This window comes from Paraburkholderia pallida (assembly GCF_004524855.1).
GTDB classification, from domain to species: Bacteria; Pseudomonadota; Gammaproteobacteria; order Burkholderiales; family Burkholderiaceae; genus Paraburkholderia; species Paraburkholderia oxyphila.
Window position 1 is genome coordinate 1,003,414 of the sequence record NZ_CP038149.1, and the last position, 20,437, is coordinate 1,023,850.

General features: G+C 62.1%; 12 protein-coding genes. 3 read left to right on the forward strand and 9 right to left on the reverse strand.

Annotation, left to right across the window (positions count from 1 at the left end; all coding sequences use genetic code 11):
• Nucleotides 1-25: 25 nt before the first annotated feature.
• The 6 genes from E1956_RS19740 to E1956_RS19765 all read right to left on the reverse strand — a co-directional run bounded on the left by E1956_RS19740 (nt 26) and on the right by E1956_RS19765 (nt 10,527).
• Nucleotides 26-2,110 (reverse strand): glycosyltransferase, encoded by a 2,085-nt coding sequence (locus E1956_RS19740; RefSeq protein ID WP_232071742.1) that lies wholly within the window; start codon nt 2,108-2,110, stop codon nt 26-28.
• Nucleotides 2,111-2,416: 306 nt separating this feature from the next.
• Nucleotides 2,417-4,900, reverse strand: a complete 2,484-nt coding sequence (locus E1956_RS19745) for a tetratricopeptide repeat protein (RefSeq protein ID WP_134752146.1) — start codon at nt 4,898-4,900, stop codon at nt 2,417-2,419.
• A gap of 32 nt (nt 4,901-4,932) precedes the next feature.
• Complete coding sequence (locus E1956_RS19750) at nt 4,933-6,195, reverse strand: nucleotide sugar dehydrogenase (protein ID WP_232071835.1); 1,263 nt, start codon at nt 6,193-6,195, stop codon at nt 4,933-4,935.
• Nucleotides 6,196-6,366: 171 nt separating this feature from the next.
• Nucleotides 6,367-7,605 carry an EAL domain-containing protein gene (locus tag E1956_RS19755; RefSeq protein WP_134752150.1) on the reverse strand — a complete coding sequence of 413 codons (1,239 nt, stop codon included), beginning with the start codon at nt 7,603-7,605 and terminating at the stop codon, nt 6,367-6,369.
• 379 nt (nt 7,606-7,984) lie between these two features.
• On the reverse strand, nt 7,985-9,001 hold the full coding sequence (locus tag E1956_RS19760) for a helix-turn-helix domain-containing protein (RefSeq protein ID WP_134752152.1): 1,017 nt from the start codon (nt 8,999-9,001) through the stop codon (nt 7,985-7,987).
• A gap of 719 nt (nt 9,002-9,720) precedes the next feature.
• Nucleotides 9,721-10,527 carry an IS5 family transposase gene (locus E1956_RS19765; protein ID WP_134752154.1) on the reverse strand — a complete coding sequence of 269 codons (807 nt, stop codon included), beginning with the start codon at nt 10,525-10,527 and terminating at the stop codon, nt 9,721-9,723.
• Nucleotides 10,528-11,753: 1,226 nt separating this feature from the next.
• On the opposite strand from E1956_RS19765, the gene E1956_RS19770 reads away from it, so the two are divergent.
• The gene (locus tag E1956_RS19770; protein WP_134752156.1) at nt 11,754-13,112 is read left to right on the forward strand and encodes a hypothetical protein; all 1,359 of its coding nucleotides are present in this window, start codon (nt 11,754-11,756) and stop codon (nt 13,110-13,112) included.
• 220 nt (nt 13,113-13,332) lie between these two features.
• Complete coding sequence (locus E1956_RS19775; protein WP_134752158.1) at nt 13,333-13,944, forward strand: LysE family translocator; 612 nt, start codon at nt 13,333-13,335, stop codon at nt 13,942-13,944.
• 894 nt (nt 13,945-14,838) lie between these two features.
• On the opposite strand, the gene E1956_RS19780 is transcribed toward E1956_RS19775, so the two are convergent.
• The 3 genes from E1956_RS19780 to E1956_RS19790 are packed head-to-tail and all read right to left on the reverse strand — an operon-like array spanning nt 14,839 to nt 18,635.
• Entirely contained in the window at nt 14,839-15,990 is a 1,152-nt protein-coding gene (locus tag E1956_RS19780) for a branched-chain amino acid ABC transporter substrate-binding protein (protein ID WP_134752160.1), read from the reverse strand.
• A gap of 60 nt (nt 15,991-16,050) precedes the next feature.
• Nucleotides 16,051-17,283, reverse strand: coding sequence for an NAD(P)/FAD-dependent oxidoreductase (locus tag E1956_RS19785; protein ID WP_134752162.1), 1,233 nt, complete (start codon nt 17,281-17,283; stop codon nt 16,051-16,053).
• A complete protein-coding gene (locus E1956_RS19790; RefSeq protein ID WP_232071837.1) occupies nt 17,283-18,635 on the reverse strand; it encodes an amino acid permease in 1,353 nt (450 codons plus the stop codon). The genes E1956_RS19785 and E1956_RS19790 overlap by 1 nt, the downstream gene beginning before the upstream one ends.
• 366 nt (nt 18,636-19,001) lie before the next feature.
• Between E1956_RS19790 and E1956_RS19795 the strand changes: the two genes are divergently transcribed.
• Entirely contained in the window at nt 19,002-20,429 is a 1,428-nt protein-coding gene (locus E1956_RS19795; protein ID WP_134752166.1) for an aminotransferase-like domain-containing protein, read from the forward strand.
• The last annotated feature ends 8 nt before the right edge of the window (nt 20,430-20,437 follow it).

The window sequence follows — 20,437 nt, forward strand, 5'->3', positions numbered from 1 at the left end:
GGAATACCAACAAGCCGGTACAGCATCAGTTCATCACCAGATTTTCGAGTTGTTCCGCACACTGGCGACGTGCCTCCACCGGATCGTCGCGCCGGCACAGGTCCATAAACGTTTCGAGCATGGTCTCCACCGAAAAGTGCTCAGTGGCACGCCGCTTCGCCAGTTCCCTCACGTTTGCGTCCGCCTGCGCGCTCAGGACGAGGTGTTCGATCTTCGCGCAAGCGTCGTTCAGGTCGGGGTTCTCCGCGCACGCCAGCAGATGCCCGGTCACGCCGTCTATGAAGCACTCACCCGCCCCACCCGCCGGTGTCGAGACCGTACAGATGCCGAGCAGTTGCGCCTCGATCAGAACGTTCGGCAACCCTTCATGCCGGGACAGCAGCACTTTGACGTCCATCTTCGAATACCAGAACCCCACATGCGATGAGAGTCCAGCGAGCAGCAGGCGGTTGGCGATGCCAAGCTCGGTAGCCAGCGCGTGAGCCTCCTCGCCGAACCGGCCGTCGCCCACGATCACGAAGCGGGCAAGCGGGCGCCGCTTCAGGTAGCGATGCGCGAGCTTGATCCACAGCAGCGGCCGCTTGTCCGCCTCGAGGCGAAACACGCCACCGATCGTCTCGGTCGCGTCCGGCGTGCGCTCGACGAACTCCGTCCACTTGCGCTCGTCGTGCTCCGAGGCGATCGCGTTCATTTCGGGCACGCCGTTGTAGAGAATGCGGAATCGCTCGAGCGGCAGCCCCAGCCATTGCGCGTACTCACGCGCGCCGGTCATGCTGTTGCTGACGAAATCGACCCCCGGCACCTCGGCGATGGCGCGATAGAACGCGGCGTACTCGGGACGGTTGCGCTCCTGCCGGATGTTCGGCGGAAGCCCCCGAAACACGAGATGAATCGTCGGCACACCTGCCAGAAGCGCGGCCAGTGCGCCGAACAGACACGTGCCGTCCTGCCAGAGGCTCACGACGTCGAACGCGTGCTCGCGCAGATACGGGGCGAGGCGCGTGACACCGTAATGCACCTGCGGCGGCAGGCTGGCGAGCATGCGCAACAGATCCGCGTCGAGAATGTCCTGGTGCGCAGTCGACACCGCTGGCATCGAATTGATTTCGGATACCTTTACATTTGAGTCACGCAACATACCCAGAAAGAAGTCGAGCCGTTGCGGGCGGTCGACGCGTGCAGGCTCGGAGTGCTGTTTGACCAGGACTTCCACGGCGCCAACGGCGCGGCCCTCGGCGTATTCGCTTGCGGCCGCAGACGCGAGACGCTGAAGATGAACGGCGAGCCGCGAGAGCTGCCGCTCCGCGCCGCCAGGCCCCAGGCTGCCCGTCACGAGCGCGACCGACGCGGGTTTGCCGCGCTCCGGTGGCGACACGACGCGATCGCGAAAGCGCAGGATCGCCTGACGCATCGCGGCGATCTTGATGTCCTGCCCCGCCAGATCCGCTGCGGATTCGAATCGACGGTAAAACGTGTAGTCGTCGATGATCTTCGCAACGAGCTGCCCTGCCTTGCTGTCAGGCGCGAGCCCGAGCGCGACGGGCTCGATGACCTGGATCGCATCGGCAACCATGCCGCGCTTGACGAGGCGCTTCGCGAACGCCACGCGCAGATCGCGCCGGTCGTGCTCTGCGATGAGGCGCCTGAACAGCGCATCCGAAGCCTCGTGTGCCTTGATGTCGGCGAGGAACTCCGCGCGGGCCAGCGTCTTGCGGGAATCGTCCGGCTGCTCGGGAAAGTAGCGGTCCGCGAGCGCCATGGCCTCTTCCACGCGACGCTCCTTGAAAAGACGCGTTGCATAGTGACGCGCCACGACGAGATCCTCGGGACAGTCGCGAAGCAGATCGGCCCATTGCGCGAGCAGGCCCGTGCTGAGGCCGGTCCTCTCCTTGATCTGCAGCATCGCGATACGGACCGTCATGTCGTCTGGCGCCTGCGCAGCCAGCCGTTCCGCCTCGCCCAGATGCTTGCGCGCATTCTGCAGCGTTGTGCTGGCGGCGAGCAGGCCGGCCAGTTCCTCGTGCAGCGACTGCAAGCCGGCAGGCGATTCAGCGCTGGCCCGAGGCGGCTGCGGCGTGCCGGCCGCTTCGGGCTCAGCGGGCGCCGGCACCCTCTGGGGCGCTGGGGCAACTGCGTGCGCAGACGATGCCTTTCGCCTGGCGTCTGCCCGAGGCTTCGCTGCCGCGCGAGGCTTTGCCACCACCGTGGCCTTCGCCGCAGCGACTGCGTCGCCGGACGCCCGGACCCGCTTGGGCCGGGCGGGCGCGGCACGCGCGCTCTCGTTCGCCTCTGTCTTTCCTGCTTTAGCCATTACCGGAACCCAACCATGATTTACTGGAAATACGCCAACCACGTTCGCGATCGCTCGCCACGGGCCGGGACCCGCGCCCCGGCCCGCAGGCCATCAGAGGCCGTGTCAGGCCGCCTTCTTGCGCTTTGCGCGATCGATGAATATCCGGCACTTCTGGATATTTCCGTCGATCAACTCCGGCGACGCGGAGCGGGGGCGCAGCGCCTGCCAGTACTTGAGCGCCTGGTCGAAACGATGCGTGCGCATAGCGCCGGTCGCCGCCGCTTTCAACCCGATGGCGTCCTCGGGCGCGAGGCGCAGGATCGTCTCGCCGAGCGAGAGCCGGTCTGCGTCGCTCGTAGCGTCGAGCGCCTTCACCTTCACGTGTAGCCCCGTGAGCACGCGCTTCTTTTCCTGCGAGACTTCCTTGTTATCCGGATCGAGCTGCTGCAGACGCTCGAGCAGCGCCCACGCGCGCTCATGTTCACCCGCGAGGTGTGCATCGCGCGCGAGCCGGATGGCGCGGCTACGCAGGCCGAGAATCTGACGCTTGGCCTCGATGCGTGCTGCCGGATCACTCGACGGCGAGTTCAGCACCCGCGCATAGGCATCGATCGCCTCGCCGTAGTAGCCGCTGCGCACAGCCATGCGGGCCAGCTTGATCCATGCACTGTCCGCAATGTCGTCGAACGTGGATGGGTCACGCAGATAGACGAGCGCGGTGCGGATGTCGTCGAGCGCTTCAGCCACGCGTATGCGGAAGCTCACCAGCTCGGGAAAGGTCGTGAGCGTCTGGCCCGCAATCGCGATCACGGCAGCCGCGCGCGCATAGTCGCGGGCGATGAGGGCCGTGCGCGCGTCCTGACGCATCTGGCGTTCGAGTTGTCTTTTCGCGCGAATCAACGCATTGCCGTTCGGACTCAGCTGCGCACGGGCCTGGATCTTGTCCGCCGCCTGCATCAAGTCGCCGGCCGCCAGTGCCGCGGTACCCTCATCGAGCCACGTTGTGGCGCAGTTGGCGATCCAGTCAACCGCAGCCTTGTCCTTGCTGCGTGTGAGCCCCTGGGTGGCGCTCAGCAGTGCTGCCGGTAGCGCGAAGCCGCGCTCGGCCGTGCGTTGCGCGACGGCCAGAACCTCGGCCTCAGCCATGTCCACGAGTTCGCGCGCCAACTCCAGCAGCGCCTCGCGGTCGGACGCCGCCATCGCCCGATCCCAGAGCGCCGAGAAACTCGGTGCATGGGTCGGCAGCGTCTCGCGCACCTCGTTGGCCCACTGGACCGCGCCCTCGGCATCGCCAGAGGCTTCGAGCAGACGGATCACGGCCGTCGCAGCAACGGATGTGTCAGCCGTATCTGTCGAAACGCGGAACAAACGCTTCCAGGTGGCCAGCGCGGTGGGCGTATCGCCGAGCTTCCCCGCCGATTCCGCGCAAATCCTCAGGACGACCGGCGCCTCGCGCTCGTCCGCGATCAGCGCGGCGGCCAGACGGGCAGCCTGCTCGTAGCGCCCGGTCTCGAAGTAGCAATGCGTGAGCAGCAGATTCGCCTTCTCGTCGAGCTCCGGCTCCGTGCCGAGCGATTCGAACTGCGCGGCCGCTTGCTCAAAGTCGCCGAGCTCATACTGCACGCGACCCAACAGCAGCCGATGCTGGCGGCTGCCCTCGCCGTGGCGCAGGATCCCTCGCAGCCGCTGCGACACGTCGAGCACGCGTCCGGCGTTCCACGCGGCCTCGAGGCTTTCAGCCGTATCTTCGTGCTGAATGGAATCGGCTTTCTGAGGCAACGTAATTTCCGACGCATCGACCCGCGGCACGACAAGTTCCGTGTACCACGCCTCGCACAGCTGGTCCGAGAACAAATCGGTGTAGTGCGCCAGATCTAGTCCGCCGTTTTCCAGCGCGTTGGCCTGGCCCAACTTGCGCATCAGGAGACTAGGGTCGTAGCACGGCACGTTCATCCGCTTCGCAATCGTGCGTACCGCGTTGATCAGCGCACGCCGCTGCACGACTGGCATGCTGTCGGGCATATCGGCGTTCACATGCGTGACGAACGCCAGCTTGTCCCTGCCGACCAGGTCGGCGATCTGCTCCATCTCGGCCATGATTTCGGAATCCTTGAGATCACGCCGCAGGATGCGGGCAAGCAGATCCCGGTCAACCGGCGAGAGACGCTGAAACGCGAAATCCTGCTCGAGCCATTGCCGGCGCTCGTCCAAACGATTCGGCGTCGCCATCGACATGAACATACGCGAGCGCTTCTTGTCGGCGAAGAAGTCACCGAAATGACGCATCATGTAGTTCATCTGGATCGGATGATCGTCGACGCTAAAGAGCTTTCGCGAGGAGATCTCGACCAGATAGAACTCGGCGCCGGTCCACGAATCCGCGGCGAAGTTCTCCGGCAAAATGGGGCGAAACGTCAGCGTGCGCACGTCTGCGGGGATGTCCTTCTCCCCGAACATGAACTGCAACTGCTGGAGCGCCTCGGAGCTCGTGTGCACGTAGCCGTAGTTTCGCGCTAGCGCCGGGCGGATCGGGTAGCGTCCCGCGCCTCGACGCAGCGGCGTGTGAATGCGGCAGGTACCGACGGGCGCAATGGTAAATGGAGTCATGATCGCTGTTCGAATATCGTCAGTGCCGGCGTTTAAAGTGCCCAATAGGTCAGCTTGTTTTTCGTGATCCGCTCGCCGTCCAGCGACGATTTCAGATCGCAGACAATCCCGCCGTCAGCAATCATCTCGGGCAGGTCGCGCTCGATCGTTGCCATGATGTCGCGATGCGGCACCGCGAATACCAGGACGTCCAGCGCGCTAAGCTCCTCACGCGCTGAGAGCTTGATGCCGTACTCTTCGTGCACCTGCTCCGCGTCGGCCATCGGGTCGTAGACGAGCGGCGTCATGCCATAACGCGTGAGCGCTTCGTAGAGGTCGACCACCTTCGAGTTGCGGATGTCGGGCACGTTTTCCTTGAACGTGATGCCAAGAATGCCGACGCGGGTGGTCGCCTTGAGGCGATGGCGGCTTGCAATCACTTGCACGAGGCGGCTGGCGACATAGTCGGCCATGCCATCGTTGATACGGCGCCCCGCCAGGATCACTTCGGGGTGGTAGCCGAGTTCTTGTGCCTTCGAGGTCAGATAGTAGGGATCGACGCCGATGCAATGACCGCCAACGAGTCCCGGCGTGAATCGAAGGAAGTTCCACTTCGTGCCCGCAGCCTCCAGCACTTCGGACGAACGGATGCCGACCAGATCGCAGATCTTCGAAACTTCGTTCATGAGCGCGATATTGATGTCGCGCTGCGTGTTCTCGATGACCTTGGCCGCTTCGGCAACCTTGATCGAAGACGCGCGGAAAACGCCAGCCTCAATGATCTTTTCATAAACGGCCGCGATCAAATCGAGCGCTTCCTTGTCCTGACCCGAGACGATCTTGACGATCTTTTCGAGCGGATGCTCGCGGTCGCCCGGGTTGATCCGTTCGGGGCTGTAGCCGAGCTTGAAGTCGATGCCGCAGCGCAGGCCCGAACTCTTTTCCAGTTCAGGCCCGCAGATTTCTTCGGTCGCGCCCGGATGGACGGTGGACTCGAACACCACGATGCTGCCCGGCTGCAGGACCGGCCCGATCAGACGGCAGGCACTCTGCAGCAGCGAAAAATCGGGGCTGCACTTTTCGTCGACAGGTGTGGGCACCGCGACCACGAAGAAGTTTGTACCGGCCAGGTCTTTGACCTCGTTGGTAAAGCGCAGCGTCGAGTCGCGCAGCACATGCGGCTCGATCTCGCCGGTCCAGTCCTCACCGCTGCGCAAGTTCTCGACTCGCCTCGCGTCAACATCGAATCCGGTTACCTCAAAGTGCCGCGCGAGCGCCACCGCCACGGGCAGGCCGACATAGCCCAAGCCACACACTGCAATCTTCGTCGTCACACAATTCCCCTTATTAACAGTCGCCTGTCGCCGGCCCGCGTAGCCATGCATGGCTCGCTGGCACGAACGCTTCGACCCAGACAAACAAGCCCGGTGACCAGCGTGAAAACTGGACCTGAGCGTAGAGATTCCTGGCTACCCTGAAGCCGCTATTCAATTAGGACTATTGATTCTTAGATCTGCAATGATGTCGTTCCGGAAACGTGAACCCTGCACGTGCGTCGCACCAGCGCGCTCCGCAACCGCCACGTCCGACTCGTTTTCGATGCCGGTAATCACGACGTCAGCGCCCGCGCCACGCGCCAGCGTGACGAGGTTGCGCAAGAAATCACTAGTCCGATCGCGCTTGCGCGCGTCGCGAAGGCAGCCTGCATCGATCTTCACAACATCGACGCCTAGCGACGCCAAAGCTTCAAGACTGCTGCTGCCGCCGCCCACGTTGTCGAGTGCGACCTGGCAACCGAGCTCCTGAAGCTTGCGCACGAACGCCCCCATACTTGCCAGATCTACCGCGGGCGTAACCCCGGAAAGCTCGATGACGAGGCGCTCGGCGAGTGCGCGCTGCTCGCTCAGCACGGCGATGATGAACGTCCACCAGCCATCGAGCGAAGCGCTCTGCGACGTCACATTGCAGCCAAGCGCAATGCCGGGCTTCGACTGCAGCGCGCAAATTGTCGTTTCGACTGCCCAGCGATCGAGTCTTCGGGTCAAGCCGAGCCGCTCGAGCGGCGCCACCATCTCTGCCGCTTGCCTGCGGACGCCGTCGCACGTCCAGCAAGGCATCACCTCGTAGTAGCGTACGATTTCAGCGTTGTGCAGATCGCAAACCGGCTCCGCGTCGAAGACCAGGCGATCGTGATCTTTCGCCGAGAACAGCCGCTCGGCGGCCTTCATGTCGGAAAAAAACCGATCGCGCCAGCGCTGCTCCGCCAAGCCGAGCCGTGTACCGTCCGGGCCAGCGTCGGCAGCCGCAATATCGAATGCGCTCTCGAGCTGATCGACGACCGTCACGGACAGTGCGGCAAATACAACGTTGCCCGCTATTTCGATTGGTTGGTCAGCAAGATCGCAAAGAATGCGGTCCATCAGCAGCCCGAGCCGTGCCGAACCCGACGTAGCCTGCGGCAGACCGTCCAAAGGCGAATCGAAGACGAACAGGATGAGGTCGCCGCTTTGCACGGCAATGCCCGGTATCGACCTGCATAGCTCGCGTGCTCGCTGGAGCACGACGTGCCGTACAGCGAGCGCAGGCTGCGAACCCCAGGCGCGGTCGATCTCCCGCAGATTCGTGATCGAAGCGACGATGCACAGCGGCCCCGCCGGGTCGACGTCGTCGGGTAAATTAGCCCCTGCCAACACCGACTGCAGAAAAGAATTCTCCTGGAACGTCATGCCCTGGCGCCTCTATTGAAAGCAATCCCACCACAGGGATAAAAGGACACGAGGGCGCCTTTTGATAGCACGAATACCTCGCGTGTCTTGAGCTGACGGCGCGTGCGATCTACCGATACGCTTGATCGTGCCACGCGTGCATCGTCACCCAAAAGCACCGTTTTGTTTTCGGAAAAAGTTCGCAATTTTTTAAGTACAACGAAATCGTTGGGTAATTGCAGATGACATGCAAACTCGCATCCGCACCAGCGAGCTAGCTCATGCCAGAAGAGATTTTCTTTTCTGCAGAATCGATCTCACACCACGAACCATTGGCCCAGGAGAGCCTTGCAACGCAGTGTTCAGCCGTGGCACCTGGAGTGTGCGAGCCGTTCCGCTCTCAGGTGGAGCGACCCGTCGCCCGATGAGCTGCCCGATATTCCGTCGGCGTTTGCGATAAACGTTTGCGAAAAACCCGTGAAATCCGCTCGCCACTGCTCATCCCGCAGCGCCGTGCAATCTTGTCGACCGGAAGCGTCGTTTCCCGAAGCAGCCGGCAGGTCATCTCAAAGCGAGCATCGAGAAGATATTCAGAGGGTGTCCTGCCGGTTACCACTTTAAAATGACGCAGGAACGTTCGCTCGCTCATTCTGGCCACCTCCGCCGCCTGCGCAACGGAGATCGAACGTCTGCAATTCTTCGTGATCCATTGCGCCGCGGCGTGAACCCGATCCATCACGCTCACCTCATTGAGCGCGTCGTCGTCGGTACACGTGGAATCGAGACTGGGCGCAACGACATTGCGCATAATCCTGTGCGCAATCTCGGTATAAAGACTTCCCGGAATAAATGACAGTGCGGCGGAAAGCGAACTGTTCACACTCTGACCGACGAGCGACGGGCAATCTTCCGTTGAACTGGTTTTCCGCCGATAGGATTCGGACCGCCCCCTTTCCGCCGCCGAAGCAGGTTCATAGCCCGAAGCCTCGATCACCGCCCACCCTTGCTCATTCCACTTCACTGAGCCGGCGTTCATAAGCAATCTACGCAATGCGCGAAGATCCATTGGATCGACCGAAGCGACGTTTTCGGAGGCTCCGCCGAGAACGAAAACGCCGTCAAAATTCTCGTCTAGATGTTCGTCGATCGCATCGGTTCTGATACGCACCGATACGGAATTCGTAACGTACCCGCCGCGCGCCGAAACCATGGTAACTAAAACACGGTTATCAGTCGTGCATGAAACGTCCGGAAATTGATTGAGTTGCCGGAACACCTCGGCTACCAGGCTAAGATCAAGCAGGGAAAAGCCATCGCATAATACGATTGCCACATTAAGCGTCGCCTCCCGCGGCTTGACTACCACACGCGGATCCATTGGCTTCCAATACTCCGTCACATCTATTTGTGCTTGCATAAACCGCTCTCTCAACGGCAATCATTTAGTTTTTCTCTACCGGCACTGAGTGTACTTTTTTTAGATAGGTGACAATGGCCCATGGCATCGATAAGCAACGTTTTGTCGGAAGATACTTTGCAATCGAAGCACTCAGCGCCGCATTGCGGGCGTGAATTTACATTACATTTCAATAACATGCAACATCATTAACATTACATACATAACATTTGTCTTTCTATTGATCGACATTATCACTTACCCAATAAACATAAAATTGGCGCTTATGCGCAATAATTTGGCGGAAAATCAGGGTTACGACTCGCGTCAGATCCGCCGCCGATCATCCAATGCGGGAGTGCCTTCAAAGCCCTACGCCCGTCAGGCGACGGCTAACCGTTCGTGTTGAACTATCGGGCATGAAACCCATCGAGCCGGCCATTTCCCTGGCGCGTATAGTCGGGAATTGGCCAGCCAGGCCTCGCAGGATTCCCGGCCCCGGTCGCGGCCATGATCCAGGTTGACACGGTCCGCGCCGATTGCGGCGAGGGCACCGCCGGGTGCCATCGTGACCGGCGCGACGCGACCCTCCGCGAAAAGAGCGTCCTGGACAAGATTGCTTGTGTTGGGGTTGGTCTGGCGAAGAACGTCATGCAGATCCACGCCGTCAACGGCGCCGATCATGCCGTCGTCCGATACGCGATTACGCGCGATCACCGCGAAAACGGGTTTAGAAGGTGTTATGCACTTTTGTTAAGGGCTGTAAAGTGGACGAGCATAAGCACGGAGAACACGACGAAATGCAGACCAGCCAAGGTTTCGGGCAATCGCTCGTAGTCTCTGGCCAGTCGGCGGAAGCGGTTGAGCCAGCCGAAGCTGCGCTCCACCACCCAGCGACGCGGCAACAATACAAAGCCCTTTTTCGCCTCCGGCAACCTGACCACCTGAAGCTCGATGCCTTCATCGCGCGCGGCCTCTGCAGGCTCTTCGCCGGTGTAGCCCTGGTCAGCGAACGCGATTCTCACTGTCCGCCCCGTGGCCTGCTGGACCTGTCGCGCCAGCTCTCCGACCTGTGCACGCTCCTGTTCGTTGGCCGGTGTCACGTGCACCGCAAGCAGTTGCCCCAACGTATCCACCGCCATGTGCACCTTGCTGCCTTTCTTGCGCTTGTACCCGTCATAGCCTGCGCGTGGACCGCTCTCACACGTCGACTGCAGTGTGCGGCCATCGAGGATGACTGCACTGGGTTGACCCCGGCGATCCTGCGCCACCCGGATAATCGAACGCAGGTCATTTACCATGGCCTCGAAACAGCCTGCCTGAATCCAGCGCTGCGTCTGCTGGTAGACCGTCTCCCATGGTGGAAAGTCATTGGGCAGCAGACGCCACGGTGCACCCGCGCGGACAATCCAGCGCAAGGCGTTGAACATCTCGCGCAATTCGTAGCGACGCTGAGGCGCGTCCGGGTTCATCAATGTCAGGTACGGAGCGGCGAAGTACCACTCTTCATCCGATACATCCGTTGGGTAGGGCCTGCGTTTCTTCATCCCGCCAGGGTACCAGGTCTGGCCGAAAGTTCATAACACCTTCTAAGACTCTGGCACCGTGCGCCGTCGCAAGGGAGGCGTTCATTTAGAGAACGATGTCCTCAATGCCAAGGCAAATTGCTAAGCTGCGAGTCGCCCCTCCATGCCTTGCATGCTGGCCGAGTTCGGCGAGTTCCTGACGCAAAGCGTTGGCTGATTGCGCATGCATTGCGTCGATCGCATTGAGGACGTTGATAGCGAGCTGGCAGGACCAGCAAGTCAGGCACCAATGCCTGGCCGCATGCATTGCCGGGCGCCGGATGAGTGAATCGTATGGGTGCTCAGATCGGACCTGTCCTGATGCAATCAGACAGTCGAACAGAGGATTGTTCGGTCCTCGACTGTAGCGACACGACGCAAATGACGCTACTCCATTGATTTCACTTCACCCCGGTACGCAAAAGCGAAAAAAGTGCCGACACATAATGCGTCGGCACAAATCGTTCCGGCTATTCCGAGGGCGGTTGCCGAAACGGAGAGAACCGCCATCTTACAGATGTCGACTATATTGATTCAGACATTTTCATGTTTCTACCGGCCAACCTCACACTAAAACCGGAATTGTTGGCACAGGGTTGTCATATCGTGTAGAACGTTATGGCTCGCGTTCGGTCTTTACGCCACGTTATACGTATCTTGAGCTCGAAATTCGTTGAGTCAATTGCTGCCCGTTAGTAATGTCCGGTAAAGCGCGAGCACTACGATACGGCACGATGCTCGCGGCGAGATTTCGGCCGATCGTCTGTAGCCAGCCGGCCGAAGAAATTCTCAAGCCTGGTGAAACGAATTTACAACTCGCAAGACTAGACATTGGGGGAGTAATGGACATCAGAACCATAAACACGGACCGTCCTGGTGACAGCATTCGCGTGCCGAGGCAATGCCACGCATTTGTTTTGCTATGCTTAGTGGTTGCAGGATGCGGAGGGGGAGGTTCAAGCGATAGCGGTACAAATGCTTCAACGCCATCGCCGTCGACTCCGCCAGCGTCGGAAGAAAGCAGCGATCAATCGGCGCTACCGGTTTCGATTGCGGTACAGAACCGTTCGATCAACTTTCTCCAGGTTTTTGGGCCAACATCGGAAGCGGCGCAACAAGCGCTCGTTGGTCGGGTCGGCGCAATGTGGTCCTCAGGATGGGGGCCACAGCCTGGCGTCTACTCAATGTCCTATGCACCGGCGTACAGGTTGGACACCACTCCGTCCGGATGGAGCGGGGCGAACGGATACGACGCGACGCCACTCGGTTGGCTCTACTACAACCATCCGGACTGGATCGAGTACGGCTCGGACAGGAATGTCATGTACGAGTTCGGTCACACGGACTACCCTGTCGTCGATATCTCGAACCCGAACGTCCAGCAGTACATGTTCCACGCGATGGCGGCCAAAGCGGGCGGCTATCAGGCGCTGTCGCTCGACAATGTCAGCACAGAAAACATTAGCAACGACTCGATTTACCAGCTTGGGCACTACACCGGAACTCGTGCGCCGTGTCCAGCCAAACTGCGCCCCGCGTGTGGCGGGACGTTCGTCGCTCAGTATGCATCTGCCAGCGATTCCAAATGGACAGCAGCGAATCTCGCGTACCTGAAGTACATTAGCGCGCAGGCGAAGGCTGCTGGATTCGCCACGATCGCGAACCTCTCATATGAAGGGGGAGCGAATTTCGTTGCAGCGGCAAACGCGGTGAGTGGGATCATCGTAGAGAACGTTCCGCAGCAGCAAGGGATCAGCGCGGAGAATAGCTGGTACAACGGGTTCATGATCGACGATCTGTTCGAGGCTAACCTTTACAACGCGGCGAACGTGACGCAGATGTTCTACGCGGCGGTTAGCTACCTGAACGGGCATGACACGAGCAGCATCACGAAGACCGAAGAAGCCTACGTTACAGCCTGGACCTTGCTGACGACACAAAGCGCTCAAAGTTTTCTTAGCGCGGGGAAAATCTCGTCGAGGGCGGTTGAATCGTATCCGCCGTCGATGGGCGGTTATGTCGACGTAACCGTCACCGGCACGAGCAGTGCAGGCAGCCCGGTAGTGACAGGGCTGTCGTCGTCGAGAAATGTGTCCGTGGGTCTGCATGTAACGGGCGCGGGTATCGCGGCGAATACGTTCGTCGCCGCCGTATCCGGCACAACGCTTACGCTGAGCACGCCGGCGACTGCCGGCGCCACAACGGTCGCACTGAACATCTCCGGTCTTCCCGCGCTGCCAATTGGCGAGCCCATTGCCCCGCCGCCCGCCGTCAATCCGTATGCAGCCACGCCGACCGGCGTGTGTGGATGGATCAATGGTGCTAATGCGGGCGTGTGCTCGCGACAGTATTCCAACGGCTGGGTTTACATGAATCCGGTGTGCCAATACAACGGCACGAGTTGTTCAGTCGCCTCTCAAGCCATGACGATTCCCGCGGCGGCATCCGGCAGTTGGTACGACCAGTTCTGCAACGTCGTGCCAGCCGGACGTCACACGATGAAAGCCGCCACGGCGCTGGTGATCGCACAAGGCACGCCAACGCAATGTCCCTGGCCGCAACCGTAGTCGCCCACTTTGCGGGAGTGGTCGATTTTCCCTGCTGCGAACTCGTCATGACGAAGTTGTGGCATGCAACCGGTCACCCCCCGCAGCCGCAATCGTTCCGTACTGGTTTTCGTACGCGCATCTGTACCGGTACTGTACCGATTCCTGCGGCTAAACTGGCTGCCAGTCCATCGACGGCGATCTTCACCGGTCGCCGCCCTTTCCCTGGAGCCAACGCACCATGCTGTCCGAAATGCTCAGCGCCCTGCCCGCCGGCATGCTCTTCGTGGTCGTCACGACCATCACGCCCGGCCCCAATAACACGATGCTGCTTGCCTCCGGCGTCAACTTCGGATTCAAGCGCACGGTGCCGCACATCCTTGGCATCAGCGCGGGCGTCGTCGTGCTCATGCTTTCGGTGGGATTTGGGCTCGGCGAGGTGTTCCGGCACGTGCCGTGGCTCTATACGGCGCTCGAGGCCGCTAGCGTCGCCTATCTGCTGTGGCTTGCGTGGAAGATCGGCACCTCGGGCATGATTAAGGAGAAGCGCGGCGAGCGCCGCCCCATGCGCTTTCATGAAGCCATCGCGTTTCAGTGGATCAACCCGAAGGCATGGATGATGGTGCTCACCGCGGCTACCACGATCCGGCTCTCGGCGGACTTTGGCGTCAACACTGTCGTGATGGCGGCGCTGTTTTATGTGATTGGGCTGCCGTGTATTTGTGTGTGGGCCGCGTTTGGGACCGGCATGCGGAGATTTCTTGATGATCCGCGGCGGCTGCGCACTTTTAATATTGGTATGGCGGTTGCGCTGGTTGCGTCGATGTATCCGTTGCTTGCGCATTTGGTGTAGGGCTAGCGTCTGTTCGCGCTAGTGGCGGGCCTTGGGGCCCGTTTTGAAGTTTCACGGATGATGATGGTGGCGGACCATCCTGGTCTGCTTTTTTGTGGGCTATTGGCGTTGGCCTTAACTTGTATTCGCGGCGAGCCGCAGGCGTTGCCCCTGTGCGGGGCGGCACCTACTTTTCTTTGCAGCCGCAAAGAAAAGTAGGCAAAAGAAAGCGGCTCACACCGCTAGTGTGACGCCGTCCCCCACTGCCCTTACTATCGGAGCGGCTCCGGGGCATCCGTCTCCTCGCACACTCCGCCTTAGTGACAAGGGGCTCATGCTTCCCGCCGCGCGCTACGCGCGGGCGGAAGGGTCTGCAAGGAAAACCAGGCGGGCTGGCCGGCGAGTGCGCTGGGGGGCCACCCAGTAAGTGCGCGAAGGTGCTGACCGGTAAATGCACTGGGGTTCAGACCGGTAAATGCGTTGGCGTGCTGATTGGTAAATGCGCGGGATTGCTTACTGGTGAATGCACGGGCGTGCTGGCTCGCGAATGCGTGGGCGAGCCGCCAATCGAATACGCTGGAGTCCTACGAAAACGCGCGTGCATCCCACTGTTTTTGGTCATACCCTACGGCGCGCGGAGCGCCGCCGGATGGATGAGTCCTTAGTCACTCCGGGTGACGTCGCGTGGCGACAGACGCTCCGGAGCCGCTCCGAAGGACAGGGCAGTGGTGAACTGCGTCACACTGGCGGTTTGAGCGGCTTTCTTTTGCCTACTTTTCTTTGCCGCGGCAAAGAAAAGTAGGTGCCGCCCCGCACAGGGGCAACGCCTGCGGCCCGCCGCGAATACAAGTTAAGGCCAACTACCTCGCCCTAAGGGCGGCCCACACCCGGCCGCCCCCGGCGCTCAACCCTGTTTTAAACCCCGCCATTACCGCCCACGGTACGCAGGCTCTTCCACTGCCCCTGCTGAACTTCGAACAGCGTATAAGGCGGCTTGATCAGATCCCCGTGCGGATCAAACGCGATATTGCCGGTCACACCCGTCACAGTGACTTTAGGAAAGCTCGCAACAATCTTCGCGCGGTCAAGCGAGTTAGCATCCTCAATCGCCTTGATCATGGCAAGCGCCGCATCATAAGCAAACGGCGCATACAATTCGACATCCTGATTGAACCGCGCCTTGTAACGCTTCGCAAAAGCCTGCGCCGCCGGCAACTTATCAAGCGCGGGACCAGGCTCCAGATCTTGCGTACCCTCGCCCGCCGCGCCGGCAATCTGCAGGAAAGCATTGCTCTTGAGCGCCCCCGCACCAAACAGGCGCGCCTGCATGCCCAGCGAGCGCATCTGCTTGGCAAGCATCGCGCCCTGCTCATCCAAACCGCCGAAGAAAATCATGTCGACGTTCTTCTGCTTGAGCGTCGTGAGAATCGCGCGGAAATCCACGGCCTTGTCGTTGGTGAACTCGCGATCGACGATATTGCCGTTGGCCTCCTTCGCGCCCTTCTCGAACGCGTCGGCAAGCCCCTGCCCGAACGCGGTGCGATCGTCGATGATGCCGATACGCTTGGCCTTGAGCTGATCCACCGCGAAGCGCCCGGCGATCACGCCGCCGATACCGTCGTTGCCCATCGTGCGAAAGACGTTCGCGAAGCCCTGCTGGGTCAGCGCCGGATTGGTCGAGCCCGGCGTGATCATCGCCACGTCCGCCTTGTGATAAACCGCCGAGGCCGGAATGCTGCACCCGGAGTTGTAGTGACCGACCACGCCCACCACGCCGTCGTCCACGAGCTTTTGCGCGACCTGGATCGCGATGCGCGGGTCGGCCTGATCGTCCTGCACGTCGAGCACGAACTTCACAGGCTTGCCGCCGATGGTGGGGTGTTTCGCGTTCTCCTCGTCCAGCGCGAGCTGTGCGCCAAATTGCAGATCCTTGCCGACTCGCGCAACCGGGCCGGTCAGCGGCCCCGCGAAGCCGATCTTGACGACTTCCGGCTCGTCCGCGTACGACGTGACGTGCGCACACATCAGCCCAAGGGCCATCGTGATGATCAAAGTGCGACGGTTCATGATGCTCATCCTCTTCTGAAGACTATAGCGGTGGTTGAAAGCAATCGTTAGCTTCACTGACTAAAAACGGCGCGGACTATAGGGCGCGAGATCGAGCGCACTCTCGCGGCCGGCAACGAGGTCGGCAACCACGCTGCCCGTGACGCCGCCGAGCGTCACGCCCAGGTGCTGGTGGCCGAACGCATAGATCACGTTCGGCGAGCGGCTCGCCGGGCCGACGACCGGCAAGCCGTCCGGCAGGCTCGGGCGAAAGCCGAGCCAGTCGCTGTCCGGTTCGGGCAAGCCGGGCAGCGCCGCTTGTGCCGACTGTGTGAGCAGCCTGAGCAAGTCGGCGTTCTTGCCTGCTTCGTGGCGGGCCAGCTCGACCGTGCCCGCCGCGCGAATGCCCCCCTCCATCGGCGTCATGTAAAAGCCGCGCTCGGCCCAGCCGCAGGGCCGCGAGATCCGGCTGGACGTGCCAGGAAAACGCACGTGATAGCCGCGCTCCGTGCCGAGCGGCACCGCGTCGCCACATTGCCGCGCGAAGCGCCCCGAGCGCGAGCCCGCGCAAATGATCGCGCGCTCGGCCTCGTGCGCGGCTCCCGCGGTATCGATCAGCCTGACTGCACGCGCGTCCGCCGCAACCGATTCGACCTCCACCTGCCGGTATTGCATGCCGCGCTCGAGCAGCGAGGCGTGCAGGACCCGCAAAAAACCGCGCGGATCGCTCAGGAACCAGCTTCCGCCGAACAGCGTGCCGCGCTCGAAAAGCGGCGCGAGGGCCGGTTCGAGTTCGCCGATCGCCTCACGCTCCAGCGTGTCGAACTGCACGCCGAGCGAGCGGCGCAGCGCCAGCGACGGCTGGGCCGCCTCGAACGATGTCTTGCTCGAATACAGGTACAGACATTCGCGTTCGCGCACGAAGGCGGCCAGCCCGTTGGCCGAGAGCATCTCGCGATAGCCTTCGAACGCACGCGAGAGCATTTGCGCGAGCGCCTTCGCGCTCCACTCGTAACGCCGCGACGTGGCGGCCAGTAAAAAGCGCGCGAGCCAGGGCGCGAGTGTGGGCGTATCGCGCCAGCGGATCCGCAACGGGCTCGTCGCCGAGAACAGGAAGCGCGGCAGATTGCGGAACACGTCCGGGTTGTTGACGGGGATGCACGCGTAGTTCGCGAAGGTGCCCGCATTGCCGTACGAGGCGCCCTCGCCCGGGCCCAGCGCGTCGAACAGCGTGACGCTGTGCCCGTCGCGCATGAGCCAGTACGCGCACGAAAGTCCCACAAATCCGGCGCCGATGACAGCCACGTGAGCCATTACTTCTTCCAGTTCGTTGCGGGTTCGCCAAAGCCAGGCGAGTGCACACGGCGCGTCTGTGCACGGCGCTTGCTGCGGGTCAGCGCGTACGCCAGCGAGACCACCGCGAGACTCGCCAGGCTCGCCATCAGCTGGCTGGAAAGCGCGCGGTCGAAGCCCATCGCGATCAGCACGCCTGCAATCGCCGCCACCACTGCCCAGGACAACCAGGGGAACAGCCACATCTTCAGCGTGAGCCGCTCGGGTTGCTGTGCCTCGAGACGGCGGCGCAGGACGATCTGCGAAACGGCAATCGAAAGATAGACGAACAGCATCACCGCGCCCGACGCGTTCACGAGGTAGAGAAACACGCCCTGCGGCGAGACGATGGCCGCGATGATGGCCACGTAGCCCACCACACTGCTCGCGAGCACCGCGAGGCGCGGCACGCGCGTGCGGGAGAGCTTGAGCAGCGAGTGAGGCGCATCGCCGCGCTCGGCGAGACGGAACACGATACGCGAGGACACATAGAGGCCGGAATTGAGCGCCGAGAGCACGGCAACCAGCACGATCGCGTTCATCATGTCGGCGGCGCCGGGGATGTGCATCGTCTCGAGCGCGGCCACGAACGGCGAATAGCCGACCTTGATCTGCGCCCACGGCACGATGCACGCGATCAGGAAGAGCGAACCCACATAGAAGGTGATGACGCGCAGGATGACCGAGCGCGTCATGGAGGCCACGTTGCGGCTGGGGTCGTCCGACTCGGCCGCCGCGATGGTGGCGATCTCCGCGCCGCCCACCGCGAAGATCACCGTGGGCACGCCCGCGAAAATCGACATGGCGCCGAACGGCAGGAAGCCGCGGTCGCCCGCGAGATGCGCGGCGGTCTGGTGCCACGAGCTGAAGCCGAACAGATAGCTCGCGCCCACCACGATGAAGACGATGATGGCCGCGACCTTGATCGACGCGAACCAGTACTCGAATTCACCATACGATTTCACGGACAACAGGTTCACCGCCGTCATCACCGAAAGCAGCACGAGCCCGATCACCCAGACCGGCGCCGGTATCCAGCGCTGCAAAATGCCTGCGCCCGCCACCGCTTCCACCGCGACCACGATCACCCAGAAGTACCAGTAGAGCCAGCCGTTCGTGAAGCCGGCCCAGTCGCCCAGACCCAGGCGGGTGAACTCGGTGAACGAGCCCACGCCCGGATGCGCGAGCGCCATCTCGCCGAGCATGCGCATCACGAACAGCACGACGATGCCAGCGAGCAGATAGCTCAGGCATGCCGCCGGCCCCATGGCGCTGATGGTCGCGCTGCTGCCGACAAACAGCCCCGCGCCGATGATCCCGCCGAGCGAAATCATGGTCACGTGCCGCTTGCGCAGCGAATGGCCAAGGTGGGTGGGTTGTTCGCCGGACGGCGACGTGGGTTGCTGAATTGCCACGAGCATCTCCTCATGTACTACAGTGCGGGGTGCACCGCATCTGTGTCCAAACAAAACCGTGGACTCATACTCACACAATAATTTTTTGTGTGCAAACGAAATGTCTTTGTGTGGAGACCAGGAATTTCCCTGGAGAGAACCGCATATACCCGGTGGAAATCTGGCAAATCTCTTGCCATACAGTGGGTTATTGGGTTTAAGATGCAGCACGGCCGTCGTGCGGAGAACGTGCCAAGATGGCTTGTGGTGGCAGGAGACCGAGTTTTGTATGGAGTTATTACTTGAATGAAAGCGGACGAAAACCAGACAAAATCTGACGGCAATAGCCATACAAAAGGACGCCAGGCCACCTACCTCGAGGTGTCGCGAAATCTGGAGGAGCAGGTCCGCAACGGGCATTACCCGCCCGGCAGCCGGCTGCCGCCGCAACGCGATCTGGCGATCGAACTGGGCATCAACGTGTCGACCGTTTCGCGCGCCTACAAGGAGCTGCAGGCGCGCGGCCTGATCGTCGCGAGCAAGCGGCGCGGCTCGATCGTCACCGGCGGCGCGATGCCGGCCGTGCAGACTAGCGCGCAGCGCAACGCGCAGGCGCCGGGCGAGCCCGCGAGCGGCGTGATCGACCTGACCGTCAACCGCCCCGCGACCGGCGAATTTCTCGCACAGCTCGCGCGCACCATGGCCGTCATTTCACGCGATCCACGCTTTGCCGAAACGCAGGAGTACCAACCGCCCCAAGGCCCGGATTGGGCGCGCGCGGCCGGCGCCAAATGGATCGCCGCGCCCGGCTTCACGCCCTCAGCGGAGAATCTCGTCGTGACGAGCGGCGCGCAGCATGGGCTCTACGCAGTCCTGAGCAGTCTGATGGGCCACGAAGGCGTGATCCTCTCGGACAAGCTCACCTACTACGGACTCAAGGCGCTCGCGCCCGCTTTCCAGTTCGAGCTCGTCGGCATCGCGAGCGACGCCGAAGGCCTCTTGCCCGAGCATCTGGAAGACGCCTGCCGCCGCATGCGCGTGAAGGCCATCTTCACCGTGCCGAATCTGCAGAACCCGAGCGTCGTCACGATGAGCCTCGAACGCAGGCTCGCGCTCGCGGAGATCGCGCGGCGGCATCACGTGGCCATCATCGAAGACGACGTCTACGGGCCGCTGCTGCGCAAGCGCCTGCCGACCATCGCGAGCCTGTGCCCCGAGCTGACCTTCCATATCGCTTCCACGTCGAAGATCCTGGCGCCTGGCCTGCGCATCGGCTATCTGCTGACGCCGCCGCATGGCGCCGCGCTGGCCGCCGAGGCCGTGCGCACGACGGCGTGGATGCCCGCGCCGCTTTCGACGCTCATCACCACACGCTGGATCGAGGACGGTACCGCGCAGGTCATTCTGGAGGCGCAGCGCGTGGAGCTGGAAGCGCGCCAGGCGCTCGCGCGCGAGTTGCTGCCGCAGGACCTGCTCAACAGCGACCCTGCGTGCATGTTCGTCTGGCTGCGCGTGCCCGAGCCGTGGCGCTCGGACGACTTCGCCGCCAACGCGCAGGCGCGCGGCGTGAGTACGATGCCCGCTTCGGCGTTCGCCGTCGATCGCTCGACCATCGAGCACGGCGTGCGGATCAATCTCGCCTGCGCGAGTTCGCGCGAGCAACTGGCGCGCGCGCTGCAGATCCTGGCGCGCACGCTGCGCGACCGGCCACGCGCGCTGTACGGAACGATCTAGCGCTTTGT

What these genes read in the sequence shown, in the direction of transcription:
- E1956_RS19745 (WP_134752146.1), bottom strand. Translation starts at nt 4,900, where the DNA reads ATGACTCCATTTACCATTGCGCCCGTCGGTACCTGCCGCATTCACACG.
- E1956_RS19755 (WP_134752150.1), bottom strand. Translation starts at nt 7,605, where the DNA reads ATGACGTTCCAGGAGAATTCTTTTCTGCAGTCGGTGTTGGCAGGGGCT.
- E1956_RS19760 (WP_134752152.1), bottom strand. Translation starts at nt 9,001, where the DNA reads ATGCAAGCACAAATAGATGTGACGGAGTATTGGAAGCCAATGGATCCG.
- E1956_RS19765 (WP_134752154.1), bottom strand. Translation starts at nt 10,527, where the DNA reads ATGAAGAAACGCAGGCCCTACCCAACGGATGTATCGGATGAAGAGTGG.
- E1956_RS19775 (WP_134752158.1), top strand. Translation starts at nt 13,333, where the DNA reads ATGCTGTCCGAAATGCTCAGCGCCCTGCCCGCCGGCATGCTCTTCGTG.
- E1956_RS19780 (WP_134752160.1), bottom strand. Translation starts at nt 15,990, where the DNA reads ATGAACCGTCGCACTTTGATCATCACGATGGCCCTTGGGCTGATGTGT.
- E1956_RS19785 (WP_134752162.1), bottom strand. Translation starts at nt 17,283, where the DNA reads ATGGCTCACGTGGCTGTCATCGGCGCCGGATTTGTGGGACTTTCGTGC.
- E1956_RS19790 (WP_232071837.1), bottom strand. Translation starts at nt 18,635, where the DNA reads ATGATTTCGCTCGGCGGGATCATCGGCGCGGGGCTGTTTGTCGGCAGC.
- E1956_RS19795 (WP_134752166.1), top strand. Translation starts at nt 19,002, where the DNA reads ATGAAAGCGGACGAAAACCAGACAAAATCTGACGGCAATAGCCATACA.